Here is a 25354-nt window from a genome sequence, read left to right on the forward strand (position 1 = left end):
ATAGTAAAGTAATGAATGTAGCAAGCAACTACCTGATTATTGATATGGCGCAAGAAACCTACACGCATGAGGGCGTATTTGACCTGGAGTCCGGAGAGTCTCTTCCCGGATTCCAACTGGCTTTTACCACCCAAGGACGTCTGACCACAGCAAAAGACAATGTCATCTGGGTCATCCATGCGCTCACCGGAGATGCCAAAGTCCAAGAATGGTGGAACGGTATGGTCGGAGAAGATAAATTTTATGACCCGGGCAAGTATTTTATCGTTTGCGCCAACTTGCTGGGTTCTTGCTACGGATCGAGCAGTCCCCTTTCAGAAAATCCCCTGACAGGCAAACCTTACTACTATGATTTTCCAAATCTCAGCACAAGGGACATGGCAAGGTCATTGGATTATCTCAGAGAATATCTTGGTATCAATACCATCAATACCGTCATTGGAGGTTCGCTAGGTGGACAGGTAGCTATAGAGTGGGCTTACCTTCTTCAACATCAGGTCAAAAACACCATCATCCTTGCATCAAATGCGAAGACTTCCCCCTGGACCATAGGCTTCAATGAAACCCAAAGAATGGCGATCGAGTCCGATTGTACCTGGGGAGAAAACCATGCGGATGCCGGCAAAAAAGGGATGGAAGCGGCAAGGGCAATTGCCATGCTTTCCTACCGACATCCTGAGGACTTCGCACTCAAGCAAACCGACTCAGAAGAAAAACTCGACAACTTCCGCATTTCCTCTTACCTCAGGTATCAGGGCCAAAAACTCGGGAATAGGTTTAACGCATTTTCATATTGGGTGCTGAGCAAAGCCATGGACAGTCATGACCTTGGACGTGGGCGCAGAGGAACGGAAAAAGTACTCCAACAAATTCCCTCCAAAGTATTGGCAATCGGAGTGGACAGGGATTTATTGTTCCTCAAAGAAGAGTCCCAATTCATATCACGGCATGTTCCCAAAGGAACGTACAGAGAAATCCAATCACCATATGGTCACGATGCTTTTCTCATCGAATATGGGCAGTTACAGTATATTTTGAAGGGATTTTACTTGGAGAATAATGGGTAATTGGTTTTAGCAATAATTAAAAAAAAGATGAAAAAAGCTGGACTTAGTGATGAAGTACAGCTTTTTTTCTTTCTGCCAATTATGAATTCAAAATCGAACATTAGAGAAGTATATGACAACTCCTAACAATTCTGTTGAGTCATTGGTCAGAATGTCTTAGCTTCTATGATGAAATATACTCAAATCAAGGAAACCTGCCTGTATGTCACAGATTTGGATCTGGCAGAAAACTTTTACGGCCAAATCCTTGAAATGCCCATCATATCCAAAGTGGCAGATAGACATATTTTTTTTCGTTGCGGCAGTTCTGTGTTGCTGTGTTTCGTTCCGGAGGTAACAAAATTTGAAAAGACATTGCCTCCACATTATGCTTATGGGAAGCAGCATATCGCTTTTGAGGTAAGTAAGAGAGATTACCTGAAGGCCAAATCCAACCTACTCGAAAAAGGAATCACCCTCACCCATGAGCAGGAATGGAACCACGGCCTGAAAAGTTTTTATTTTGACGATCCTTTTGGAAATGTATTGGAGATTGTGCCTGTCGGGATTTGGGAATGATTGGTATATCTAAGTTTCATTGGTTTTTTGTTTTTTTTGGCGCAAAGGCAAAAGTTTCTTTAAAAAAGTAAGTAGACTTAATCAGATGTTTGAAATACAAAAAATGGATAGTCAATTCTTTCATTAAAAAAAATACTTGATTCTCCCTGTAATCAATTTTCATTCAGGCTTTTGACGAATTTCAATACATCTTGCCGGTTGACACTTTTCAGGTTTTCTATTGCCTCCGGGTCATCTTCTAAAAATTCCTCCAGCTTTTTTTTCCATCCACTGACTCCACTCACCAAAAAATCTATAGAATCTCCTCTAGCATTGAATAACACATAATACGGTGTGGTGATAGTCACTCCGTTGACAATTTCGCTGTTATTTTGAATATACAGCTTGTAGGGATTCCCGTTTTCAATTAGCCGGAAAAATCCGGTTTCTACTTTCCGACCAAGGTCAACGAACAAATAATCAAATGGCACTCCCATCTGATCGAAACCATAAGCAAGAACTTGTTTATCCTTTGTTTTATAAATTTTCCCCTTGCCATCCGCTGTTATGGTAGAGATTTGGGTTTTGTCGGTTCCATTTGGACCACCAAAAACAATTTTACAGGCGATCGTATCGCTTTTTGAAAGAACGACATAACCGTTTTTTAGCTCTTGCGCTTCTCCATTATTGGAAAAACAAAAAATAAGAGCAATAAAAAAGACAGCAACCTGTTTCATGTATTTGTTTGACTTTAAAAGCATTGGAGTTTTTTGTCTCAGACTATAGGCAAATTTAAATGAACCCATGTTTTCAATAGAAGAAATTTTCTATCCCCTACTCCGCCTTCGTCCACTCTACCGTCCTTCCGATCATGGAAAACCCAACAAAGCCCCGGACTTCAAGCGTTTTGGCATTTTTCTTCTTGATGATGCAGGAGTAGGTTTTTCCGTTTTTAGGATCGTAAATAGTCCCGTTTTCCCAAGTATCGCCGGTATGCTCGAAATTACTAAGCAGCTTCATCCCCATGATTGGTCTTGTCCGCTTGGCTTGGTCGGTGTTGTTTTTGTCTGTTTTGGGTTTTCCGTTTTCGGTCGGGTCTTTTAGCCAAACGATTTTTCCGGAATATTTTCCACCTTCTTTGAAGATTTCTACTTGGGCATCTTTCTCGGTGTTGTACCATTTGCCGACAATGGCATCGGCTGATTGTGCTTGGACGTTGATTCCAAACCCTATCATCAATAAAACGATAAATGTCAAAATTGCTTTTCTTTCAGTCATGGTCATGTAATTTTTCAATCTCCGTCGAATAATAATACTTTTACTACGCCAATTCAAGTGGCTATGTTATTTTCTTAATCATTTCATTTGAAATCCCAAAATTTGATCCAAAATCAAGGAATGCAAACCTATCCTAAAGGAACCCAAACCATCCAAATCCAAGACAAGGAAGTTTGCCTTTTGCCAGAAAAAGCTGTTTTCCTCCCCGGAAGCCATTCCTTCCTTATTGCTGATCCGCATTTTGGCAAGGCCGCACATTTCAGAAAATCGGGAATACCTGTTACTGAAAAAGTACACATCCATGATTTTCTCATAATCCAAAAACTGATCGAAAGCCTCCAACCGACGGATATCTATTTTTTGGGAGACCTTTTTCACAGCGATTGGAATGAGTCTTGGAATGACCTTGAAGCATTTGCGGGATATTTCCCGGGATGTCAGTTTCACTTGATCAAAGGCAATCACGACATACTTCCTGAAGCATTTTACCGTTCAGAAGTTTGGAAGGTCCATGCCGAATCTCTGGTTTTGGAAAATTATATCCTTACCCACGAACCCATGGAAAGTGTCCCTGAGGGATTGTTTAACTTCTGTGGACATATCCATCCGGGAATTTCTTTATTTGGAGCAGGCAAGCAGAGATTGACACTTCCCTGCTATTTCCTCTCCGGAAACCAGATGATACTCCCAGCATTTGGAAGGTTTACCGGACTGTTTGGGATGAAATGTGAAAAAAGCGATCAAGCCTTTGCCGTGACGGACAAAAAAGTAATTCCTGTCAATTTCATGCAATAGGTTGGTTTAATTGGCCAAGCTGTTTAATTTTGAACCCATTAGAAAAAAAACATGAGTACATATCCAAGGAAAAAAGCAAAACTGGGAAAATTCAAATTTGCATCAGTTCTTTTTAGCACTACCCTATCCTTGTTTATTTTGGGACTTTTTGGGGTGATCATCATTCAAGCAAAAACCTTGACCAAGATCATCCGGGAGAATATCGAAATCCAGGTTTTTCTCAATAAAAATGCATCTGAAGCCGAACTGAAGGCAATTGGAAAATCCTTTCAATCCAAACCTTATGTCCTGCAGACAGGTGATTCGCTTGCCATCACCTTTATCTCCCAAGATGAAGCTGCGAAATCTTTCCTTGAAGATACCGGCGAGGATTTTACACAGTTTTTGGATGACAATCCTTTGAGGGACAGCTACACGATTGCGATCGCGGAAGAATACCAAACCGCAGCTCAAATCGAAGAAATAGTCAAAGAAATCGAAGCCATGGACGGGGTTTTTGAAGTGACTTACATGGAAGATTTAGTTGAATCGATAAACAAAAACCTCTTCAAAGTGGCCCTTGTCATGGGAGGATTTATTCTGATTTTGGTTTTTACGGTAGTGATGCTGATCAACAATACGATCAGACTGGCGCTATTTTCACAAAGATTTCTGATCAGAAGCATGCAGTTGGTCGGTGCCACAAGAGGTTTTATCCGCAAACCCTTTTTGGGAAGGGCTTTTGTTTTTGGAATGCTTGCGGGCGTCATTGCCTCGGCTATCCTGTTTGGGATCATCGAATATACCAAAGCCAATATTGATGGATTTGCGCTGCTGCAGGACTACAATCTATTATATGCTCTTTTTGGAGGTCTGATTCTTTCTGGCATTTTGCTTTCCGTTTTGAGTACCTTACAGGCAGTAAACAAGTATTTAAACATGTCTTTGGACGAACTATATTAATATGGAGCAATCACAATTTCCTTTTTCCAAAAAGAATTACCGATTGATGCTGATTGGAATCGGGATCATCATTTTGGGTTTTGTCATCATGGGTATGGATTCTGAGCCACACGGCTTTGGTTTTCTTGGCCTTACTTTGGGTCCGATAGTCACTTTGGCGGGATTCATTTTTCAATTTTATGCGATCTTCGCCCATTCTGAAAAGAAATAATTTAGAGTATCATGGAATTTAATTTTCGGTAATTCCATGATGACTGAAGCAACATAAGGTTTCTTTTTGAAAGGTCAGATATTGCCTTCACCAAAGACAAATTAATCTACTTAGCATTTTATTGCTCCTGGGCGGCCTGACCGGGAAATTCACAGATGTATAATTCTAACATGCAAGAGGAACCCTACGGAGAAGTTTTCCTGATCAACAAACCTTATCAATGGACTTCTTTTGATGTGGTCAAAAAGGTAAGGAATGCGTTGAAAATCAAAAAAGTAGGGCACGCTGGGACCTTGGATCCTCTTGCTACAGGACTTTTGATCGTCTGCGCAGGAAAGAAGACCAAGTCCATAGATTCCTTTATGGCGCAGGAAAAAGAGTATACCGGCACCTTTGTTTTGGGAAAAACCACGGAGAGCTTTGACCTGGAAAAAGAAGTCACTGATGTCGCAGATCCCTCTGCCGTCACTTTTGACCAAGTCAAATCAGCAGTCGCTCAACTGACAGGAGATATCCTTCAAATCCCACCCATGCACTCTGCCATCAAAGTTGATGGAAAAAGGGTATATGAATCTGCGCGAAAAGGCATTGAAGTAAAAATGGAAGCTCGACCGGTGACGGTTTCAGAATTTGAAATAACAGCATTTGAAAATCCTGAAGTCCATTTCAGAATTGTCTGCTCCAAAGGAACTTATATCCGGAGCCTTGCAAGAGATTTGGGTGAAATTTTGGGAGTTGGCGCCTATATGTCCGCCTTGACACGAACAAGGATAGGTGAGTTCAGTTTAAAAGATGCAGAAGAATTGACTGCCTTGATCGAAAAAATTAAAGCCAGACAGGATGAGAATCTATGAAGGAATAGAAGACTTCAGGCAAGTGCCAAATCCCGTCGTGACGATTGGGACTTTTGACGGAGTCCATCTTGGTCATCAAAAAATCCTCAATCGCATCAGGGCCATCGCAGACGAAATCGGAGGAGAGACCGTCATGATTACTTTTTGGCCACATCCCAGGCTGATTCTTTATCCGGAAGAGCATAATCTCAGGCTTCTGACGACATTCGAAGAAAAGGCAAAACTGCTCCGGGAATTTGGAATTGACCATTTGTTGACAATCCCTTTTACCAAAGATTTTTCAGAATTGACTTCGGAAGAATTTATCCAAAACATCCTTATTGATAAAATCCAAACACGTAAATTGGTAATCGGCTACGACCACCGCTTCGGTAAAAACAGGGAAGGTAGTTTTGAGTTCCTGAAGGAAAATATCGGCCGCTACCACTTTGAGTTGGAGGAAATATCACGCGAGGACGTGGATGATGTGGGCGTCTCAAGTACCAAAATCCGACAGGCACTTGAAGTAGGTGAAGTGCATATCGCCAATGAATTTCTTGGCAGACCTTATGAACTCAATGGCATCATCATCAAAGGACAGCAACTTGGCCGCTCTATTGGATTTCCGACGGCTAATATCCATATTCCTCACGATTACAAGCTTATCCCTTGTGACGGAGCTTATGCGGTGACCATTGACATCGAAGGAGAGTCTTTCCTTGGCATGCTCAACATCGGCAACCGACCTACCGTAAACGGAAGTAGCAGGACAATCGAAGCGCACTTGTTTGATTTCAATGGAGACTTATATGACAAAAGAGTCTGTGTCCATCTGAAATCCTACCTGAGACCTGAGATCAAATTTTCAGGTTTGGAGTCTCTCCAAGAGCAATTAGCCAAAGACAAGGAAATGGCCCGACAGATTTTGACCCAAGTATAAACCCAAAATAAATTTTTGTATGATCACAAAAACCGTTACGAATGCTGCAGAAGCCGTGAGGGACGTTGTCTCTGATTCGGTGCTGATGTTTGGAGGCTTTGGCCTCTGCGGAATCCCCGAAAATTGTATCCAAGCTTTATTACAAAAAGACCTTACGGGACTCACCTGCATTTCAAACAATGCCGGCGTGGATGATTTTGGCATTGGACTGATGCTCAAGAAACGCATGGTCAAAAAGATGATTTCAAGCTATGTCGGCGAAAATGCGGAGTTTGAAAGGCAGTTGCTGAGCGGAGAACTGGAAGTGGACTTGATCCCACAGGGAACGCTAGCCGAAAGAATCCGTGCCGGCGGCGCAGGTATTCCTGCTTTTTTTACTCCCGCAGGAGTGGGAACCGAAGTGGCTGAGGGAAAAGAGATGAGGGAATTTGATGGAAAAATGTACCTGATGGAAAAAGGCCTGAAAGCGGATTTTGCATTTGTCAAAGCATGGAAAGGTGATACTGCGGGGAATCTGATTTTCAAAGGAACCGCAAGAAACTTTAACCCCATGATGGCGACAGCCGGGAAAATTACCATCGCCGAAGTAGAAGAATTGGTCCCTGCCGGCCAACTCGATCCAAACCATATCCATACTCCGGGCATTTATGTCCAAAGGATCTTTCAAGGTGTCGATTACGAAAAGAGAATCGAGCAGAGGACAGTGAGTAAAGGGTAGATGGTCGCAGTAGGCAGTTTTCAGTGCGCAGTCGCAGTAGGCAGTTATCAGTAATCAGTCTCAGTAGGCAGTTTTCAGTAGGCAGTCTGTGTGTGCAATCAGAAGGTAAACTTGACAACCTGATAACTTGACAACAATTACAACAGCTAAAACCATTACAACAACTACAACCATTACACCATCCCCATGCTAGACAAAACCCAAATAGCCAAAAGAATAGCCCGAGAAGTCAAAAACGGACAATACATCAATCTTGGAATCGGTATTCCGACTTTGGTTGCGAATTATATTCCTGAAAATCTTGAAGTCGTCCTTCAGTCCGAAAACGGATTGTTGGGAATCGGCCCTTTTCCGACCGAGGACAAAATAGATCCGGACCTGATTAACGCCGGCAAGCAGACCATTACCATGGTAAAGGGTTCAGCCTTGTTCAATTCCTCAGATTCATTTGCCATGATCCGTGGCGGTCATGTCCATTTGACTATCCTTGGGGCGATGGAAGTTTCTGAAAACGGAGACATTGCCAACTGGAAAATTCCCGGAAAAATGGTCAAAGGAATGGGTGGGGCGATGGACTTGGTGGCTTCTGCCGAAAACATCATCGTGGCCATGCAGCATTGCAGCAAAGACGGACAGTCCAAACTATTGAAAGAATGCAGCCTTCCGATCACCGGAATCAAATGTGTCAAAAAAATCGTGACCGACCTGGCAGTTTTGGATGTTCTCCCTGAAGGAGGATTCAAATTACTGGAAAGAGCACCTGGAGTAACTGTGGAAGAAATCGTCAGCAAAACTGAAGGCAAACTTTTGGTCGAGGGAGAAATCCCTGAAATGGTTTTTGATTGAAAAGGAAAATTGTTGAGACAAAATTTAAATGAGCAAACAGGAACTTGCAAAGGCCTTTGCTAGTTTTGCATAGAAATTATCAAACCACGATGAAAAATTCAGAAATAAAATTCTCCATAAATCTTGACGATAAAAACCTTCCCAAATCTATTCAATGGGATGCTTCTGACAAGGAAGAAGAAGGATTCGAAACCACAAAGAGCATCAGCCTGAATGTTTGGGACAACCTGAACCAAAGTACCCTGAGGATTGACCTTTGGACTGATGACATGTCTGTAGTCGAAATGAAAAGATTTTATATCGATATCTTGGGAGGAATGGGACAGACCATCCTAAACAGTACCGGAGATGAATACATATCTGAAGAAATCAAAGCCCTTTGTGACAGGTTGGTTGCCCACGTCAACGAAGAGAACAAAAAAACTTTGAAATGATCCAAACCCTGCCTGTCGGCAGGGTTTTTCTTTTTTTACTCCCTAAAGAAAAAATCTCTGTGGGTAATACCTGAATGAAAATTAATTTTTACTAATCCTTATTATATTTTTTGCAATTTTCAGACCTGAGGAATTCAATTCCTCATATTATTTGCAATAAAATGGAATATTGATTAAAATTTTTTTCGGCAAATTATATTGATAATTGGTAATTTCATCTAAATTTCAAACAAATAGTCTACCCTCAAAATAATCAAAAAACAAACCCAATATACCCTATGCAAAAATTTACTAAAAACAGGTGGCAAGTTATACTATTGCTGCTCATGATGGTCTCCTTCACTACCCCCGAGGTTTTCGCCCAAACGACTACGATTTCGGGAAAAGTATTGGAAGAAGGAACAAAAGAAACCCTTGTTGGCGTCAACATAGTGGTCAAAGGAAAAGTAGTCGGTACCATCTCTGACCTTGATGGTAACTTCACCCTAAGGGTAAACCAAGCACCTCCACTTACTTTGATTTTTTCGATGGTTGGTTTTTCCAGTAAGGAAGTTGAAATCACTCAAGACAATGTTTCAAACCTTGAGGTAAGTCTTTCTGAGGCTTCTATCTTGGGTCAGGAAATTGTCGTTTCCGCTTCAAGAGTGGAAGAAAGCGTGCTTCAATCTCCTGTAACAGTAGAGAGAATGGATATCATATCCATCAGAGAGGCTCCACAGGCGAATTTCTATGATGGCTTGAATAACCTGAAAGGTGTAGAAATGAGTACCCAATCACTCACTTTCAAATCCTTCAATACCAGAGGTTTCAATGCAAACGGAAACGTCCGAACTGTTCAAATGGTGGATGGAATGGACAACCAAGCACCGGGATTGAACTTCTCTGTAGGTAACATTGCAGGTATTTCTGAATTGGATCTTGAAAGCCTTGAATTGCTTCCAGGAGCTGCTTCAGCCCTTTATGGACCAAATGCCATTAACGGAATCTTGTTGCTCAACAGCAAGAATCCATTTCAGTACCAAGGACTTTCTGTACAGATGAAAGGTGGAATTATGAGTGCGAATAACAGAAATACTGCAAGCACAGGTTTCTATGACTTTGCAGCAAGGTATGCCACAGCACTCAGTGACAAAGTGGCGATCAAAGTCAATGTCAGTTACCTGAATGCGGACGATTGGGAGGCCAATGACTTCAGGGACCAATCTCTTTTGAACGGTTCAACCATTGAAGGTGGATCAAGAACAAATAACCCAGGATTCAACGGTGTCAATATCTATGGAGATGAGACCAATGTAAATATGCTAAGTGTTGGTAATTCCTTGGTTGCTGCAGGATTGCTTCCCTCAGCAGCGCTGGGATTGATTCCACAAAATACCTTTGTATCCAGAACAGGATATGAAGAAAGAGATGTGGCTGATTATGATACCAAGTCGTTGAAACTGAATGCTGCTTTACATTGGAGAATCAATGACAAAGTGGAAGCGATTTTTCAAGGAAATGTGGGAAGCGGAACCACAGTCTATACTGGTGCTGACAGGTATTCCATTACTAACTTTATGTTGAGCCAATACAAAGCAGAATTAAGAGGATCTAATTGGTTTGTAAGGGCATATACCACACAAGAAAGATCAGGAGATGCATTTGCTGCAGGTATTGCTGCGCAAGGTGTCAACGAGGCTTGGAAATCCAGTCAAACTTGGTTTGGTCAATATGTGGGAACTTACGTGGGCGCAATTAGCCAGGGAGCTTCCCCTGAGGTAGCACATGGTGCTGCTAGAGGTGCTGCCGATACCGGAAGATACTTGCCAGGAACACCTGAATTCAACCAAGCTTTGGCAGACGTAACTTCCAGACCTATCCCAGGTAATCAAAATGGGGTTGGGGCAAAATTTGTCGATAAGACAAACCTTTACCACTACGAAGGTTCATATAGCTTCAAAGACATCAAATTTGCTGACTTTATCGTGGGTGCCAATTTCAGGACATACCAATTGAACTCCGAAAAAACGCTTTTTGCAGTAGATGATGATGGCAATGAATTCACTATCCAAGAATATGGTGGATATGCTCAGGGATCTAAAAGAATGATCAATGACAAATTGAAATTGACTGCATCTATCCGATATGACAAAAATGAGAATTTTGAAGGTCAGTGGTCTCCTAGGGTGTCAGCAGTATACACCGCTGGTCAACATAACTTCAGGGCTTCTTACCAGACAGGCTTCAGGTTACCTACTACACAAGATCAATTCATTGACTTGGTGACACCACAGGCAAGATTGATCGGTGGATTGCCATTGTTCAGAGAGAGGTATAATTTCAATACCAACCCTGTATATACCCTACAGACAGTAACACAATTCGGAGGTGCAGTACAACAATGGGCAGGCACTCCTGCTAACCAAGCGGCGGTATTCGCCGAAGTGCTTAGACTCTTCCCTCCGGGAACATCTCCAAATGATCCAGCTGTTAGGGCCGCATTTGCACAATTGTTACCTGTGCGTGCTGCAGAGGCAAATCAAGATAAAAAAATAGCCTATGAGCCTACGACATTCAAACCTGAAATTGTTAAGTCTTATGAATTTGGATATAAATCTTTGATCAAAAACAAATTATTGATTGATGGTTATTATTACTATAACAGATTTGAAAACTTTATCGGTGGTCAGGTATTGGTTCAGGACAGAAATCCGGGACCAGGTCCAGCTTCCCAATTAGGTTTGAATCTTTTGAGCGCCAATACAAGAAACGTGTATTCCATGCCTGTCAACAGGCAAGAAATTATCAAGTCTTATGGTTGGGCTTTGGGATTGGATTATCAGTTGCCTAAAGGGTACACAGTTGGCGGTAACGTCTCTTTCAACAAGTTGGACAATATCGATGATTTGGATGGCTTCCAGCCTTCATTCAACACGCCGGAATACAGAACTGTGTTTACCTTTGCCAATAGAGAAGTCATCAAAAACCTAGGTTTTGGTATCTCCTGGAGATGGCAAGATGAATTTGTATGGCAGTCTTCTTTTGTTTCAAACGTTGTTTCCACACAAGGACTATCTGTCATGCCTGCATTCAGTATCTTCGATGCGCAGGTCAGCTACAAAGTTCAATCCATCAAATCCATCATCAAAATAGGCGGTACCAACTTATTGAACAGTGGCTATCGTCAGGCTTGGGGTAACCCAACAGTTGGATCCATGTACTTTGTATCCATCACATTTGACGAATTCTTGAATTAATCTAACTTTAATAACCGAGATAAAAAGCCATCCCCCAAGGATGGCTTTTTTTATTGCGTAACAATCATCACAAATTACAATGGCATTTTTTTGGAATTTTGGGGATGATTTCAGGGCTAAACAAACAAGTCCTTGAATTTTGCTAACTTGAGAATAGAATTCCAGCTATGAAAAATAATTTTCTCCAAAGCGTAAAAGGGTACATCCCTATCTTGGAATGGTTGCCCAAATACCAAAAAACAGACCTTCAGGGTGACCTCTCCGCGGGTCTGACGGTGGGTATTATGTTGATCCCTCAAGGGATGGCCTATGCCATGCTTGCCGGATTAGAACCTATCCATGGATTATATGCGGTCACTGTTCCCCTGATCTTATATGCCATTTTCGGAACTTCCAGGCAATTGGCAGTAGGTCCGGTGGCGATGGTCTCCCTGCTGACTGCTGCCGGGATTGCTACACTGAACGCCACCTCACCGGAGCAATACCTCCTCTATGCCCTTTCTTTGGCATTTTTGGTGGGTTTGATCCAGTTTGGAATGGGGCTTTTCAAATTGGGTTTTGTGGTCAACTTCCTCTCCCACCCTGTCATCAGCGGATTTACCTCTGCAGCGGCCATTATCATTGGATTGAGTCAGATCAAGCATTTGTTTAGGATCAACCTTCCCAATTCAGAACACATCCAAGAAATGATTGTTGCCATCTTTCAAAATATCGGGGACATCCATTGGATAACTTTTGGAATTGGCGTAGTAGGAATTATCATTATCAAATACGGAAAGAAAATACATAAAAGCTTTCCTGCACCTTTGGTGGCAGTAGTTGTGGGGATTGCTTTGGTTACAGGCTTTGACCTCACAAGCCAAGGTGTCAAAATCGTCGGCGATGTTCCAAGCGGATTGCCATCGCTTTCCTCTCCTTCTTTTGACCTTGCTACATGGAAAACATTGCTTCCAATAGCCTTGACCATCTCTCTTGTGGGTTTTGCAGAATCTTTTGCAGTAGCAAAAACCATTCAGGCAAAACATAAAAACTATAGACTAAATGCCAATCAGGAATTGACCGCATTGGGACTTGCGAATTTTGGTGCTGCCTTTTTTCAGGGATATCCTGTTACTGGTGGGTTTTCAAGAACAGCAGTAAACAATGATGCAGGTGCCAAAACAACGCTTTCTTCCATCTTCAGTGCCATTTTGATCGTGCTTACCTTATTGTTTTTCACAGGACTATTCTACAACCTTCCAAGTGCCATCCTTGCCGCTGTGGTCTTGGTGGCAGTTTCTGGACTGATTGATTTCAAGGAACCTGTGCATTTGTGGCACAAGGACAAGGCAGACTTCGCCATGTTGGTTGCTACATTTGTCATCACCCTGACCTTGGGGATCGAAACAGGGATTATCTCAGGAATGGTCCTATCCTTGTTGGTAATCATTTACCGGGCTTCAAGACCTCATATTGCACAACTTGGCAGGGTACCGGGAACAAATACCTTCAGAAACATTACAAGATTCAAAAACCTTGAGGTAAGGGATGACCTATTGATGGTGAGGATTGATGGTCCCATTTATTTTGCCAATGTGGAATTTATCAAGGACAAATTGGATCTATGGATTTCCGAAAAAGGAAAGAAAGTGAAAATGCTTGTTTTCAACATGGAAAGTGTCAGCAATATAGACAGTACCGGCGCGCACGAACTCAATGAGTGGATCAATACCTGGCGAAAATCAGGAATGGATATTTCCATGACCAGTATCAAAGGACCTGTAAGGGATGTATTGAACAGATGGGCATTATTGGAAAGTGTCGGTACAGACCATATTTTCTTGGATGACAATACGGCCCTGTCTGCTTTTGACCATGCCATCACGGAGGAAACTTTGGAAAAATATTCATCCTACGCCACTCAAACCAATACAAAGTAATGTGCGCAACAGATATCAATCATTATTTGGAAAATAACCAAAATTGGGTCAAGTCGGTATTGTCCCAAAACAAGGAATATTTTGACGACCTGAAAGAAGGCCAACAGCCCAAAGCGCTTCTCTTGGGTTGTTCGGATAGCCGGGTTTCACCGTCAATGGTTTTGGGTTCAGAACTTGGCGAACTGTTCATCCACCGGAATATAGCCAATGTGGTGTCGCATACAGACCTTAATTTTCTTTCGGTTATGCAGTTTGCAGTAGAAAATCTCGGAGTTAGAGACATTATTGTTTATGGACATTATGGCTGTGGTGGGGTAAAAGCCGCCTTTGAAAACAAGTCCAATGGATTGATAGACAATTGGCTGGCAAATATCAAAGATGTCATCCGTCATCATAAGTCTGAACTTAACAAAATTGAAGACAAAGATGAAAAACTAAACAGGCTGGTAGAATTGAACGTCTTGGAACAGATTGAAAACATCAAACAGACTTCGGTCTACAAGCAAACGATTGAATCGGGGATCAAATTAAAGCTGTATGCATGGGTGTTTGATTTCAACACCGGGCTGGTTCATGACCTCAAAAAGAAATACAATATCATACCAAGCGTTAACTAAATCAAAAAACCGGGGGAACCCGGTTTTATATTTTCTTTTTTTTAAATCAACTAATCAATTCCTCAAAATCGTCCCTCACATAGATAATATTTCTACCGAGTTCGATCCATTTTTTCTTCTCGAGTTGCTTCAATAATCTTGAAATCACTTCTCTTGATGTCCCAAGTTCATTTGCGATTTCCTGATGGGTGGTATGCAATTCATTGGATTTATGTTGTTTCATTTTGGTAAGGATATACCGCATCAATCTTTCGTCCATTCTTTTGAAAGCCACCGCATCCAGGGCAACGAGCATTTCATGAAATCTCGATTGGTAAGTCATTGCAACAAAATCTTTCCACTGTTTGAAATGGTCTGACCACTCTTCGTGTTTTTCAACAGGCACAGCCAAAATCACTGTTCTCTCTTCTGTAACCGCCTTAATCTCACTTGGACGGGAGGAGGTGCAGCAGGTCAGGGAGAGTGCACAGGTTTCGCCCGGTTCGAGATAATACAAAAACAATTCCTTGCCATCTTCATCCATCCTCATGATTTTAATAGAACCTTCCAATACAATCGGAACCATTTTAACAAACTGTCCAGGCTCGGTAATTACTTTCCCGGGCTGAAAAACCAGCTCTTTACCATAATCCAAAAGTGCTTTTAGAAGTGAAGGATCGGTTATATTGGGTAGTTTTTGTTTTAAATCTTCTAATTCCATAATCAAAATTTGGTCAAAAATATCCTTGTCTATTAGGCAATTTAGTGACATCTGCCACAAAAAAAAAGGCTGAAGAAACACTTCAGCCTTTTTAACCTTTTTAACCCTATGAATTTAATTATTACCATCCAATTGGATGACTTCAATTTTTAATTTTTATCTGATTATGAACAATGATCTCTTTGAAATACTCCCCCTACTTGGCGCTTGATACACAGCAGGGAAAATTATTATTGAACATGAATAATTTTTCTTTTTATGCTAAATAACAAATCCGCCATCTACCACATGGATTGATCCTGTGATATATTTGCTTTTATCAGAGGCAAGGAAAGTGACCATGGAGGCAATGTCTTCATTGGTAGCATACCTTCCTAACGGAATCTGACTTTCAAAACCTTTTTTGACCTCTCCGCCTGCCCCAGGCGCAAACCCTTCTTCCAAGGACCGCATCATTCTATTATCCACAGGTCCGGGATGGACAGAATTGACCCGGATTTTATAAGGTGCTCCTTCCAAAGCAGCGACCCTCATGGTACCGATTACGGCATGCTTGCTCGTCGTGTAAGCCATCATCTGCGCCGTGCCTGTGAGTCCGGCTACAGAGGAAGTGATGATAATCGAGCCCCCTGACTTTTGCATATGGGGAAATGCATATTTCAAACCAAGCCAAACTCCTTTGACATTGATATCCAATACTTTATCAAAGATATCCTCAGGATATTCAGTAAGTGGCTTCACCACCCCTTCATACCCGGCATTTAGAAATACAACATCCAGTTTTCCGAATAGCTCTACCGCTTTGTCTGTGTAGGCCTTTACCTCATCCGCCACGGTGATGTCGGCTACAAAACAATGAACTCCCGGATTGTTAAGTTCTTTCTTTGCCTCATCCAAGGCATTTTTGTTTTTATCTACCAATAGCACGTCTTTGCCTCCCTCATCAAGAAACATCCGTGCTGTAGCCATTCCTATACCCCCGGCTCCTCCTGTAATTATGATGGATTTATTATGCAATGGTTTCATGATTTTTGGTATTGTTTTACCAAATCTATCTCATAGACAATTACTTAAATAGGAATATAATCAGACTTCTACATGATTTTGATCATAGATTTTTTTCTATTTAATGTCCAACTTTATCCCATAAGCAAACAAAAATCCGATAACCATGAAAAGAATAATCGTTCCCATCGACTTTTCCTCATACTCTGATTTTGCCTTTTCGAGTGCTTTAAAAATTGCTCAAAAGGCCAACAGCAGCATCACCTGTGTCAACATAGTCAGTTCATTATTAGATTGGCCCAATCTTTCCAACGAACAGAAAGCAAAGAACACGGAAGTCCTGGATCTGGAGGCAGAGGCAAAAGATAAATTGAAAGCATTTGTATTGGAACACAAACTGCATGGAGTTCCTGTCGAATCTGTAGTAGAAATCGGCGTTCCCCAACATGTCATTTTGGAAGTAGCCAAAAAACACAAGGCAAACCTGATTGTAATTGGCACTTATGGCGCCGGGTTTCAGGAAGGAAAATTTATAGGGTCAACAATCCAGCATGTATTGAGAAATGCGGAATGCCCGGTAATGGCCGTCAAAAAAACACTCAATGGAAACGACCTTAGGAAAATGGTTTTTGCCTCCATGTTCAATGAAGATTCCAGGCCTGCGTTCACCAAAATGAAAGCGGTTTTGAAAGATTTTCAGACCTCAGTTCATTTCCTTTTTGTAAATACCCCAAGCCATTTTGTCAATTCTGAGGTTGCAGAATCGAGGATGGATGCTTACGCCAAGGGATTTGAAGACCTTGTCATCCATAAGCATATGTATTGTCACCACGAACCGGAAAACGGGATTGTGGAATTTGCAAAAAGCAGGAACATCGGTTTTATCGGCATTGCCTCCGGAAACCGGAAAGGAATGGCAACTTATCAGGTAGGAGTGACCGATACCGTTCTTTACAAAACTGACATTGCGGTATTGAGCGTCAAAATCGAATAACAATACCGGACCACCACCTTTTGCTTCCTTGCCTCAAACCTTTGAAACAACCTTTCAAAGGTTTGTTTTTATTTAATCAGGGCATGACATCAATGACTTCTTTCTTTTGGTGCTTCCAATGGATAACCGAACTCCCCAAATTGTCCAAGCAGGAAATTACCTGTTTGATGACATTGTTAAGGGTAGAAACAGGAAATTCCAAATCACTGGATTTGAGCTCGGCATACAAATCAGAAATCCATGTTTTATATTGTTTTGAGTTTTCCGTGATCCAGTTTGGTTCTGATTCGGGGGTTTTTTCCAATTTCTTATAGGAGTTCAGTTTTTCAAGGTATTCCATGATGTAAGATTTGATTTTGCCATGTAGCGACACGACCACGCGGTCCTCCTCGTCTTCCATATCACGGATGTTGTGCATGACATCCTTGATATCTTTGGCGGCAAAAACCATTGTCCTAAGGGACAACATCAGGGAGGTAAGTTTTTGGGCTTCCCTTTCACTGAGAAATTCTTCCTGGAGCAGGATATGGTATTTGGTAATCTCGTCTTCGAGTTTTTTGATGCGGTCATACTCTTCGAGCAAATCCAATGGCTGGTACAGAATTTTTCTCCAGATGGAGTTGTTGTTTTCCTCCAAATCCCCGTTTTCCAGGACGTTCAAAATGAAATTCACCGTAGAATCATAGGCCAGCAATATTTCTTTCTCCAATGCCTCCAATGCCACAGAGGGGAGTTTTGGGCTCACGTTTTTGATGAATTTGGATAATCCCAATGGTTCATCTTTCTTGAAAAGCTTTTTGAGCAATCTTTCCAAATGGCTGATGAAAGGATAAAACAAGACTATTCCCACCGCATTGAGGAAGGTATTGAAAAGGACCAGTTCCATCAATGGATCCCTGATAGAAAATACCTTCATGGTAAACTGGAGTATCCAGTCTAAGAAAATAAACACCAAAGTACCAGTCACCAAATTGAATAGAAAATGGGAAAGTGCAAGCCTTTTCTTGTCCGCTGTCCCGCCAAAAGATCCTATGCCAAGGGTTATGGTGGTACCGATATTGGCCCCAATTACCATGGCAGCGCCTTCGGTAAGTCCTATCATGCCGGCATTCATGGTACTAAGAACAATTACTATAGCCGCAGAACTTGATTGGATCACGGCTGTAAGGACCAACCCTACAATTAGGAAAATCCAGGCGCCATAACCTTTAAAAATATCCAAATCCATCCCTTGGGCAATAGCTTCAATAGAGGATTTCATAAAATCCAGCCCTAAGAACATCAATCCAAAACCGATTGAAAAGGCTCCTATATTCTTAAGGTTTGGCCGGTTTTCGAAAATAAGAAACAGGAAGCTTCCTATTCCCAAAAAAGGAAGTGAAAATGATTCTACACTGAATTTGAAACCCAATGTAGCCACAATCCAGGCTGTGGCTGTAGTACCTAAGTTGGCCCCCAAGACGACTCCAATTGCATTTTTCAGATTTAACACACCCGCACCCAAAAATGCCAAAACCATCAAAGTCACCAAAGAACTGCTTTGCAACAAAGCCGTAACAATTGTCCCAATCAAAATTCCTTTCCATGGTGCATTCGTGAAGCGGTGAAGCATCTGCCTGAATGAATTTCCGCCAAGTGCCTTGATCGCATTTTCAAGTTGAAAAATCCCCCAAAGGAAAATCCCTATCCCCGCAAAAAATTTCCAAAAGTCAAAGTCAACATGATCCATAACCTTACAGCCTTAAACAAATATAGAAAGCAAGATTGACAATAAGAATGATTTATGACCCAGGCCGTTTTTTAAATTTTTTGATGATTCTAGGTAAATACCAAAGAAAAAAGCCTGTAAAACATAGCAGTAATAGCCCGGTAGAAGTCAGGGTACTGTAGGTGATTTTGGAAATTTCGGCATCAGATACCATCAAAAAATCAAAAATGCTTCCGTCATGGATTTTTTCAATCAAGTCCGAGTTTCTTTGGCTGACTGAAAGTATCTCTCCCGAATAGCCATCTACCTGGATCTCTGTAAAATGCCTTTTGAAGACAATCTTGGCAATCCCCTTATCTGGTCTGACATCCACCCTGTCGATCAGGTCACTTTTGCCCAGGCTGTCTCTTGCGAATGTTTGCCCGATCTCCATCATTCTCTCCAAGGGAATCCAATTTGAAGGACTCTCAACTTTCGAAGTTTGGGTTTTGGGTATCAGGCCAAATTCTTTTTTCCAAGCCAAAAGAATAGCCGTAATGCCAATGACAACAAGGAAAAACACAAGGACTATACTTATCCATTTGTGTATTCGCCTGTAGATTCTCGCTTTTCCGGCTACTTGGGAAATTTTACTCATTTACATTTATTTTCGGCGAAAATAATTAAAATCAAGACAGGTGAGTCTTATTTTTTTCAAGCGGTTTCTTGAAGGAAAGACGAAACACAGTTTCCAGAAAATTATTGGAATTTGAATACCAGCAAGACCTCAAAATTCTGCGATTATTCTTCCGATATTATTAATTTCAGAACATTAAAAGGAACTCATTTTGTTAGAAAATTCACCCTGTAAAATCCTTTTGGTTAATATTTAATCAGAAAAGTTTATGGGCGACAAGAATAAAAAAACTATTCAGGGCCTATACCTCTTTGTTTCATTTTCGTAGAAATCAAAAAAAGCAAATTTTGAAAAAGGCAGTCTTTATTTTTCTTATTCTCAGTTTTTTGACTGTAAATGCAGAAGCGCAGGTCAGCTCTCACAAGATAGGGCTGGAAAGTCAATACGGATGGATAATTGCCCATAATCCTGAACTCCAGGACCTGGCTTCCAGCCGACCCATTTCTCTAAATCTATCTTCCCAATGGATGAGAACAACCCGTAAAAACTGGGAAGCCTGCAATTGCTTTCATTATTTGGGGCTGAATCTATCAGTCGTAGATTTTCAAAATCCCGAAGAGTTAGGGCAAGCCTGGAATCTTTCAGGTAATTTTGAACCATACCTTTTCCGAACTGACAGGTGGTCGGCGAGTCTTTCTACGGGAATGGGGGTAAGCTACCTTACCCGGATTTATGACCCTATCGAAAATCCAAGGAATACCTTCTTTAGTGCTCCGATCAGTTTTTTACTTTTTATTGCGCCAAAACTTTCCTTTGAACTTAGCCATCATTGGGAATTGCAGGCCTCATTTTCATATAACCACATTTCCAATGGGGGACAAAGTCAGCCAAATCGGGGGATGAACTATCCGATGCTGGGATTGGGAGTTGTTCATTACACCCGAAAAGCCGATTTACCGAGCTATGAAAAAAGCCCTCTCTCGAACAAATGGTCTATTTATGCAGACTTAGGATTCAACACACGGGACTCTGACAATGGAAACCGTCAACCAAACTTTACCCTTGCTGGAGGTACTTACCGTAAATTTACTGGAATAATAGGCTTGGGAGGAGGAATTGAGATCGCTAAGGACTTTTCACTGCCAATCCAAGAAAGCGGAATAGAGGCTGTGATTCCAGGAATCTTTTTGGAGAATCATTTCCTATTTGGAAAATTTGATTTCAGTCAACGCATGGTCAAGTACATGTCCAAACCAATGGGTTATCAAGAGGATAGGGAGTTTTACCAGCGGTATACATTGAATTACATGACGGGAAAAAATATCCGAATTGGAGCCGGACTTAAGGCCCATGGGCATATAGCTGACTATATGGATTTTAGAGTTGGTTGGGTTTTTTAAAAAACTTGTTCTTTTGAATAAAAGAACAAGGCCTATAATCTCCCAATTCAATGAAACACAACCTTGGCAAGTTTCATCGCTACCGCAAATTCCATCCTGTTGAGGTCCAGTTCATACCCTTCCTGTTCCAAAATCCTTATCAGAGATTCCGTGGCCACATTGCCCACAAGGTCATCTTTGGCCATGGGGCAGCCTCCAAATCCCAATACCGCACTGTCAAACCGCAAACATCCGGCTTTCAATGCCGCTGTGATTTTGGATGAAAGCTGTTCGGGATGGGTATGTAAATGCATCCCAAACTCAATTTTAGGATAGGAATGAGAACTGATCGCATACAGTTCTGAGATCAGTGTCGGCTCCGCAGTACCGACGGTATCGGCAAAAGAGATGATTTTGATACCCATTTGATCCAAATTCCTGACAAATTCTGCTACCAAATCAGGGGAGTAAGCATCGCCGTAAGGATTTCCAAAACCCATACTGAGGTAGGTGACCAAGGTTTTGCCTTTGGTTTCACAGAGATTTTGGATTTCTTCTACCGCTTCCAAAGCTTCAGAAATTGACTTGTTGATATTGCGCTGTTGGAAAGTCTCTGAAAGGGAAAGGGGAAAACCCAGGTAATCGATTTCTTCAAAATGGGAAGCGTCTTCCGCTCCCCTAACGTTTGCAACGATGGCAAGAAGTTTGGATTTGGTTCCAAATAGGTCAAGCTGCTCCAAAACATCTGCCGTATCTCTCATTTGGGGTATAGCTTTAGGGCTGACAAAGCTTCCAAAGTCAATGGTATCAAACCCCACCTGTAGCAGTTGGTTGATATAAGCAGCTTTAATAGAAGTATCTATGAACTCCGCCCGGCCCTGCATGGCATCACGGGGACATTCTACTAATTTGATCATGCCACGAATGTAGCAAAATCCCTCAAAAGACTTCTTTGGCTATTTTATAAGTGGCGTCAGCTTTACTCATGGTGTAATAATGCAATACTTCCACGCCGTTTGCTACCAGTTCTTTGCTTTGCTGAATAGCCCATGCTATGCCTACTTCTTTGACTTCGGTATTTGTTTTACACTTATCCAGTTCATCCATCAGGGCATCAGGCATATCAAGGAAAAAAGTCCTTGGCAACATTCCGATCTGCCCCAAAGTGGTGATCGGCTTTAACCCCGGAATGATAGGAACGGTGATTCCCAAGGCCCTCACATTCTTCACAAAATCAAAATATTTTTGGTTGTCAAAAAACATTTGGGTAACTATATATTCGGCACCGGCATCTATTTTTTCCTTCAGATGCTTCAAGTCAAATTTCATATTGGGAGCCTCAAAGTGCTTTTCAGGATACCCTCCTACCCCTACACAAAAATCAGTATGGAAACCGGTTTCTGTCTCTTCATGCAAATACCGTCCATGGTTCATCCCCACGATCTGCTTGACCAGATCCTTGGTAAATTCATGTCCATTGGGCTCAGGCCTGAATGTTCCCTCGTTTTTTGGGGCATCACCTCTCAGAGCCAACACATTCTGAACACCAATAAAATTGAGATCAATGAGGGCGTTTTCAGTTTCCTCTTTGGTAAACCCTCCACAAAGCAAATGGGGTACGGCATCTACTTTGAATCTATTCATCAAGGCTGCACAAATCCCGACGGTACCCGGACGCTTTTTGGTACTTACTTTTTCCAAAAGCCCGTTGGGATGCTTTTTATAAATAAACTCTTCCCTATGATAAGTCACATCCACAAAAGGTGGCTTGAATTCCATCAATGGCTCTATCCCTATACAAAGTTCATTTAAACTCTGTCCCTTCAATGGGGGTAAAATTTCAAAAGAAAACAGGGTTTTTTTCGCCTGTTCTATATGTTCAGTGATTTTCATGTAGTTTTTTCTTGAACTTGTAACAATGGTGAGTAAGCTAAGTTTGGTGATAACCATCTTTCAGCCTGCCCCTTACTGACTCCTTTTCGTTTGCCATAATCTTCCACCTGATCTTCCCCTATTTTGCCCAGACCAAAATACTTGCTTTCAGGATGACCAAAGTAAAAACCACTTACTGAGGATGTCGGATACATCGCATAACTATCGGTTAGGGTAATTCCGATACTTTTCTCCACCTGCATCAAATCAAAAAGCGTCTTTTTCTCGGAATGTTCAGGACAAGCAGGATATCCCGGTGCCGGTCGGATTCCTTGATATTCTTCCTTGATCAATGCTTCGTTTTCCAATATTTCTGACTTGGCATAGCCCCAAAGCTCTTTTCGGACGAGTTCATGCAGATACTCAGCACCTGCTTCTGCAAGCCGGTCTGCCAACGCCTTGAGCATGATGTCATGGTAATCATCGTGGTTTTTTTGGAATTCCTCCAGTTTGGATTCAATTCCCCAACCGGCAGTCACCGCAAATCCGCCCATATAATCTGTTTTGGAAGGATGGATATAATCCACCAAAGACCTGTTGGGAACACCTTTCCCCTTTTTGCCCTGCTGACGAAGGAAATGGAAGTTGAAGCCGGTCTCAATTCCTTTGGAAAGGACAGCTACATCTTCCCCATTTCTTTTGACAGGAAACAAATTCACTATTGCTTTGGCCTGCAGCCATTTTTCAGCAATCACCTGATCGAGCATCTTGTTGGCTTCATCAAATAGTTTTTTCGCCTCATTTCCCACTACCTCATCATCAAAGATTTTGGGATACCTTCCTGTCAGCATCCAAGTGCTGAAAAACGGCGTCCAATCAATGTATTTTCTCAAAACCGACAAATCAAGATCATGGAAAACCGTTTCTCCCAATTTAGCCGGAACCTCAGGTTCATAATGCTCCCAATCGATATAAACCGGATTGGCTTTGGCTTCCTCATAAGTAACAAGCTGTTTCACCTGTTGCTTTGCCTCATGCTCAACCCGCAACTGCCTATAGGTTTCCTTGATCTGTTTGTGATAAGCTGTCTTGGTCTCTTCATTGATGGATTCTCCTGCAATCGGAACCGACTTGGAAGCGTCAGTCACATGGATGACGATCCCGCTGTAGACTGGATCAATTTTCACCGCAGTGTGGATTCTTGAAGTCGTAGCACCTCCGATCAACAATGGAATCTGCATTCCCTGACGCTCCATTTCGGAGGCCACATAGACCATTTCGTCCAGGGAAGGCGTGATCAGACCGCTCAATCCAATAATATCAACTTTATTTTTAATGGCCTCATCGATGATTTTCTGTGCGTCTACCATCACACCAAGGTCGATAATCTGATAGCTGTTGCAAGCCAAAACCACCCCGACAATGTTTTTTCCGATATCGTGAACGTCCCCTTTGACAGTAGCCAAGAGGATTTTTTTGATGCTGCTTTGCTCGGCATTGTAATCCAAATCCCCGATTTTGGGCATAAATGGCTCCAAATAAGCAACGGCTTTTTTCATCACCCTTGCAGATTTCACTACTTGGGGAAGGAACATTTTGCCCTCACCAAATAAATCCCCGACCACATTCATCCCGTCCATCAGAGGCCCTTCGATGACTTTGAGTGGGTTTTGGTATTTCAACCTAGCCTCTTCCGTATCTTCAATGACAAAGTCAATAATACCTTTGACCAATGCATGCTCTATCCTTTTTTCAACAGGAAATTCCCTCCAGGCTTCATTGACAATTTCTTTCTTTCCGGAAGCTTTTACAGTTTCTGCAAAAGCAAGCAATTGCTCGGTAGCATCTTCAGACCTATCAAAAAGGACATCTTCGACTCTTTGAAGCAAATCTTTTGGAATATCGTCATAGACCTCAAGCATGGTTGGATTCACAATTCCCATATCCATCCCGTGACGAATGGCGTGGTAGAGGAAAGCGGCGTGCATGGCTTCCCTCACAGGATCATTGCCTCTGAAAGAAAAACTCACATTGCTTACACCGCCACTGACTTTGGCTCCCGGAAGATTTTGTTTGATCCATTGGGTGGCATGAAAAAAGTCAAGGGCGTTTTTCCTATGCTCGTCCATTCCGGTTGCAACAGGAAAGATATTCGGATCAAAAATGATGTCCTGAGGGTTGAATCTGACAATATTGACCAAAATATCATAGCTCCTCTTGCAAATATCTATCCGGCGCTGATAAGTATCGGCCTGACCTTTTTCATCAAAAGCCATGACCACCACCGCCGCACCAAATTTTTTGATGGTCTTGGCCTGATTGATAAATTCGGTTTCGCCATTCTTTAAACTGATCGAATTGACAATTCCTTTTCCTTGAATGCATTTGAGTCCGGCAAGAATTATCTCCCAACGTGAACTGTCGATCATGATCGGAATCCTGCTGATTTCCGGTTCGGAAGCAATAAGGTTAAGAAACTTTTTCATAGCCACCACACCGTCAAGCATGCCTTCATCCATGCAGACGTCCAATACCTGTGCGCCGCCTCTGACTTGATCCAATGCAATTCCAAGCGCTTCATCGTATTGGCCATTGAGAATCAGTCTGGCAAATTTCTTTGACCCGGTGATATTTGTTCTTTCACCGACATTGACAAAATTGATTTCAGGAGTGAAAACCAACGGTTCCAGACCTGACAATTTCATGG

General features: G+C 41.9%; 24 protein-coding genes. 15 read left to right on the forward strand and 9 right to left on the reverse strand.

What is annotated here, in order from left to right:
* Nucleotides 1-11 precede the first annotated feature (11 nt).
* A complete protein-coding gene (locus tag DQW11_RS05275) occupies nucleotides 12-1067 on the forward strand; it encodes a homoserine O-acetyltransferase family protein (RefSeq protein WP_113922915.1) in 1056 nt (351 codons plus the stop codon).
* Between the two features lie 168 nt (nucleotides 1068-1235).
* The gene (locus DQW11_RS05280) at nucleotides 1236-1625 is read left to right on the forward strand and encodes a VOC family protein (protein WP_113923228.1); all 390 of its coding nucleotides are present in this window, start codon (nucleotides 1236-1238) and stop codon (nucleotides 1623-1625) included.
* Nucleotides 1626-1777: 152 nt separating this feature from the next.
* Here the strand turns inward: DQW11_RS05280 and DQW11_RS05285 are convergent, their stop codons facing one another.
* Together DQW11_RS05285 and DQW11_RS05290 are read right to left on the reverse strand one after the other, a co-directional pair.
* On the reverse strand, nucleotides 1778-2410 hold the full coding sequence (locus DQW11_RS05285; protein ID WP_157966039.1) for a hypothetical protein: 633 nt from the start codon (nucleotides 2408-2410) through the stop codon (nucleotides 1778-1780).
* A 28-nt stretch (nucleotides 2411-2438) separates the two neighbouring features.
* A complete protein-coding gene (locus tag DQW11_RS05290; protein ID WP_113923229.1) occupies nucleotides 2439-2882 on the reverse strand; it encodes a DUF2147 domain-containing protein in 444 nt (147 codons plus the stop codon).
* Between the two features lie 120 nt (nucleotides 2883-3002).
* Here DQW11_RS05290 and pdeM point away from each other — a divergent pair, with 120 nt between their 5' ends.
* From pdeM to DQW11_RS05345, 11 genes are all read left to right on the forward strand, one after another.
* Nucleotides 3003-3677 (forward strand): ligase-associated DNA damage response endonuclease PdeM, encoded by a 675-nt coding sequence (pdeM, locus tag DQW11_RS05295; RefSeq protein ID WP_113923230.1) that lies wholly within the window; start codon nucleotides 3003-3005, stop codon nucleotides 3675-3677.
* 51 nt (nucleotides 3678-3728) lie between these two features.
* Entirely contained in the window at nucleotides 3729-4619 is an 891-nt protein-coding gene (locus tag DQW11_RS05300) for a cell division protein FtsX (RefSeq protein ID WP_113922917.1), read from the forward strand.
* Between the two features lies 1 nt (nucleotide 4620).
* Nucleotides 4621-4830 carry a DUF3098 domain-containing protein gene (locus DQW11_RS05305; protein WP_113922918.1) on the forward strand — a complete coding sequence of 70 codons (210 nt, stop codon included), beginning with the start codon at nucleotides 4621-4623 and terminating at the stop codon, nucleotides 4828-4830.
* Nucleotides 4831-5000: 170 nt separating this feature from the next.
* On the forward strand, nucleotides 5001-5684 hold the full coding sequence (gene truB / locus DQW11_RS05310) for a tRNA pseudouridine(55) synthase TruB (RefSeq protein WP_113923231.1): 684 nt from the start codon (nucleotides 5001-5003) through the stop codon (nucleotides 5682-5684).
* Nucleotides 5671-6603 carry a bifunctional riboflavin kinase/FAD synthetase gene (locus DQW11_RS05315; RefSeq protein ID WP_113922919.1) on the forward strand — a complete coding sequence of 311 codons (933 nt, stop codon included), beginning with the start codon at nucleotides 5671-5673 and terminating at the stop codon, nucleotides 6601-6603. Before truB ends, DQW11_RS05315 begins: the two co-directional genes overlap by 14 nt.
* A 19-nt stretch (nucleotides 6604-6622) precedes the next feature.
* On the forward strand, nucleotides 6623-7321 hold the full coding sequence (locus tag DQW11_RS05320; protein ID WP_113922920.1) for a CoA transferase subunit A: 699 nt from the start codon (nucleotides 6623-6625) through the stop codon (nucleotides 7319-7321).
* A 186-nt stretch (nucleotides 7322-7507) separates the two neighbouring features.
* The gene (locus DQW11_RS05325; protein WP_113922921.1) at nucleotides 7508-8167 is read left to right on the forward strand and encodes a 3-oxoacid CoA-transferase subunit B; all 660 of its coding nucleotides are present in this window, start codon (nucleotides 7508-7510) and stop codon (nucleotides 8165-8167) included.
* 89 nt (nucleotides 8168-8256) lie between these two features.
* Nucleotides 8257-8601 (forward strand): gliding motility protein GldC, encoded by a 345-nt coding sequence (gene gldC / locus DQW11_RS05330; RefSeq protein ID WP_113922922.1) that lies wholly within the window; start codon nucleotides 8257-8259, stop codon nucleotides 8599-8601.
* A 278-nt stretch (nucleotides 8602-8879) separates the two neighbouring features.
* Entirely contained in the window at nucleotides 8880-11837 is a 2958-nt protein-coding gene (locus tag DQW11_RS05335; RefSeq protein WP_113922923.1) for a TonB-dependent receptor, read from the forward strand.
* A gap of 167 nt (nucleotides 11838-12004) precedes the next feature.
* Nucleotides 12005-13756, forward strand: a complete 1752-nt coding sequence (locus DQW11_RS05340) for a SulP family inorganic anion transporter (RefSeq protein ID WP_113922924.1) — start codon at nucleotides 12005-12007, stop codon at nucleotides 13754-13756.
* Entirely contained in the window at nucleotides 13756-14373 is a 618-nt protein-coding gene (locus DQW11_RS05345) for a carbonic anhydrase (protein WP_113922925.1), read from the forward strand. Before DQW11_RS05340 ends, DQW11_RS05345 begins: the two co-directional genes overlap by 1 nt.
* A gap of 46 nt (nucleotides 14374-14419) precedes the next feature.
* Here DQW11_RS05345 and DQW11_RS05350 read toward each other — a convergent pair whose 3' ends face one another.
* Both DQW11_RS05350 and DQW11_RS05355 read right to left on the reverse strand, forming a co-directional pair.
* On the reverse strand, nucleotides 14420-15073 hold the full coding sequence (locus DQW11_RS05350; RefSeq protein ID WP_113923232.1) for a Crp/Fnr family transcriptional regulator: 654 nt from the start codon (nucleotides 15071-15073) through the stop codon (nucleotides 14420-14422).
* Between the two features lie 261 nt (nucleotides 15074-15334).
* Complete coding sequence (locus DQW11_RS05355; protein WP_113922926.1) at nucleotides 15335-16099, reverse strand: SDR family NAD(P)-dependent oxidoreductase; 765 nt, start codon at nucleotides 16097-16099, stop codon at nucleotides 15335-15337.
* Nucleotides 16100-16244: 145 nt separating this feature from the next.
* On the opposite strand from DQW11_RS05355, the gene DQW11_RS05360 reads away from it, so the two are divergent.
* Nucleotides 16245-17072, forward strand: coding sequence for a universal stress protein (locus DQW11_RS05360; protein WP_113922927.1), 828 nt, complete (start codon nucleotides 16245-16247; stop codon nucleotides 17070-17072).
* A gap of 76 nt (nucleotides 17073-17148) precedes the next feature.
* On the opposite strand, the gene DQW11_RS05365 is transcribed toward DQW11_RS05360, so the two are convergent.
* Together DQW11_RS05365 and DQW11_RS05370 are read right to left on the reverse strand one after the other, a co-directional pair.
* Nucleotides 17149-18801 carry a Na/Pi cotransporter family protein gene (locus DQW11_RS05365; RefSeq protein WP_113922928.1) on the reverse strand — a complete coding sequence of 551 codons (1653 nt, stop codon included), beginning with the start codon at nucleotides 18799-18801 and terminating at the stop codon, nucleotides 17149-17151.
* A 52-nt stretch (nucleotides 18802-18853) separates the two neighbouring features.
* A complete protein-coding gene (locus tag DQW11_RS05370) occupies nucleotides 18854-19417 on the reverse strand; it encodes a PepSY-associated TM helix domain-containing protein (protein ID WP_113922929.1) in 564 nt (187 codons plus the stop codon).
* 326 nt (nucleotides 19418-19743) lie between these two features.
* On the opposite strand from DQW11_RS05370, the gene DQW11_RS05375 reads away from it, so the two are divergent.
* On the forward strand, nucleotides 19744-20796 hold the full coding sequence (locus DQW11_RS05375) for an acyloxyacyl hydrolase (RefSeq protein ID WP_113922930.1): 1053 nt from the start codon (nucleotides 19744-19746) through the stop codon (nucleotides 20794-20796).
* A 47-nt stretch (nucleotides 20797-20843) separates the two neighbouring features.
* Here the strand turns inward: DQW11_RS05375 and DQW11_RS05380 are convergent, their stop codons facing one another.
* Genes DQW11_RS05380 through metH form a run of 3 tightly spaced genes read right to left on the reverse strand, consistent with a single transcriptional unit; the run spans nucleotide 20844 to nucleotide 25352 of the window.
* Nucleotides 20844-21692, reverse strand: coding sequence for a hydroxymethylglutaryl-CoA lyase (locus tag DQW11_RS05380; protein ID WP_113922931.1), 849 nt, complete (start codon nucleotides 21690-21692; stop codon nucleotides 20844-20846).
* Nucleotides 21693-21714: 22 nt separating this feature from the next.
* Nucleotides 21715-22668, reverse strand: a complete 954-nt coding sequence (gene metF, locus DQW11_RS05385; protein ID WP_113922932.1) for a methylenetetrahydrofolate reductase [NAD(P)H] — start codon at nucleotides 22666-22668, stop codon at nucleotides 21715-21717.
* Nucleotides 22665-25352, reverse strand: a complete 2688-nt coding sequence (gene metH / locus DQW11_RS05390) for a methionine synthase (RefSeq protein ID WP_394337132.1) — start codon at nucleotides 25350-25352, stop codon at nucleotides 22665-22667. The genes metF and metH overlap by 4 nt, the downstream gene beginning before the upstream one ends.
* Between the last annotated feature and the right edge of the window lie 2 nt (nucleotides 25353-25354).

It is taken from the genome of Cognataquiflexum aquatile (assembly GCF_003316845.1).
Lineage (GTDB): Bacteria > Bacteroidota > Bacteroidia > Cytophagales > Cyclobacteriaceae > Cognataquiflexum > Cognataquiflexum aquatile.

Coding starts and splice junctions, on each gene's coding strand:
- DQW11_RS05365 (WP_113922928.1), bottom strand. CDS start 18,801: ATGGATCATGTTGACTTTGACTTTTGGAAATTTTTTGCGGGGATAGGG.
- gldC (WP_113922922.1), top strand. CDS start 8,257: ATGAAAAATTCAGAAATAAAATTCTCCATAAATCTTGACGATAAAAAC.
- DQW11_RS05350 (WP_113923232.1), bottom strand. CDS start 15,073: ATGGAATTAGAAGATTTAAAACAAAAACTACCCAATATAACCGATCCT.
- DQW11_RS05325 (WP_113922921.1), top strand. CDS start 7,508: ATGCTAGACAAAACCCAAATAGCCAAAAGAATAGCCCGAGAAGTCAAA.
- DQW11_RS05360 (WP_113922927.1), top strand. CDS start 16,245: ATGAAAAGAATAATCGTTCCCATCGACTTTTCCTCATACTCTGATTTT.
- DQW11_RS05285 (WP_157966039.1), bottom strand. CDS start 2,410: ATGGGTTCATTTAAATTTGCCTATAGTCTGAGACAAAAAACTCCAATG.
- truB (WP_113923231.1), top strand. CDS start 5,001: ATGCAAGAGGAACCCTACGGAGAAGTTTTCCTGATCAACAAACCTTAT.
- metH (WP_394337132.1), bottom strand. CDS start 25,352: ATGAAATTGTCAGGTCTGGAACCGTTGGTTTTCACTCCTGAAATCAAT.
- DQW11_RS05355 (WP_113922926.1), bottom strand. CDS start 16,099: ATGAAACCATTGCATAATAAATCCATCATAATTACAGGAGGAGCCGGG.
- DQW11_RS05345 (WP_113922925.1), top strand. CDS start 13,756: ATGTGCGCAACAGATATCAATCATTATTTGGAAAATAACCAAAATTGG.
- DQW11_RS05300 (WP_113922917.1), top strand. CDS start 3,729: ATGAGTACATATCCAAGGAAAAAAGCAAAACTGGGAAAATTCAAATTT.
- DQW11_RS05335 (WP_113922923.1), top strand. CDS start 8,880: ATGCAAAAATTTACTAAAAACAGGTGGCAAGTTATACTATTGCTGCTC.
- DQW11_RS05305 (WP_113922918.1), top strand. CDS start 4,621: ATGGAGCAATCACAATTTCCTTTTTCCAAAAAGAATTACCGATTGATG.
- DQW11_RS05340 (WP_113922924.1), top strand. CDS start 12,005: ATGAAAAATAATTTTCTCCAAAGCGTAAAAGGGTACATCCCTATCTTG.
- pdeM (WP_113923230.1), top strand. CDS start 3,003: ATGCAAACCTATCCTAAAGGAACCCAAACCATCCAAATCCAAGACAAG.
- metF (WP_113922932.1), bottom strand. CDS start 22,668: ATGAAAATCACTGAACATATAGAACAGGCGAAAAAAACCCTGTTTTCT.
- DQW11_RS05315 (WP_113922919.1), top strand. CDS start 5,671: ATGAGAATCTATGAAGGAATAGAAGACTTCAGGCAAGTGCCAAATCCC.
- DQW11_RS05380 (WP_113922931.1), bottom strand. CDS start 21,692: ATGATCAAATTAGTAGAATGTCCCCGTGATGCCATGCAGGGCCGGGCG.
- DQW11_RS05275 (WP_113922915.1), top strand. CDS start 12: ATGAATGTAGCAAGCAACTACCTGATTATTGATATGGCGCAAGAAACC.
- DQW11_RS05320 (WP_113922920.1), top strand. CDS start 6,623: ATGATCACAAAAACCGTTACGAATGCTGCAGAAGCCGTGAGGGACGTT.
- DQW11_RS05280 (WP_113923228.1), top strand. CDS start 1,236: ATGAAATATACTCAAATCAAGGAAACCTGCCTGTATGTCACAGATTTG.
- DQW11_RS05290 (WP_113923229.1), bottom strand. CDS start 2,882: ATGACTGAAAGAAAAGCAATTTTGACATTTATCGTTTTATTGATGATA.
- DQW11_RS05370 (WP_113922929.1), bottom strand. CDS start 19,417: ATGAGTAAAATTTCCCAAGTAGCCGGAAAAGCGAGAATCTACAGGCGA.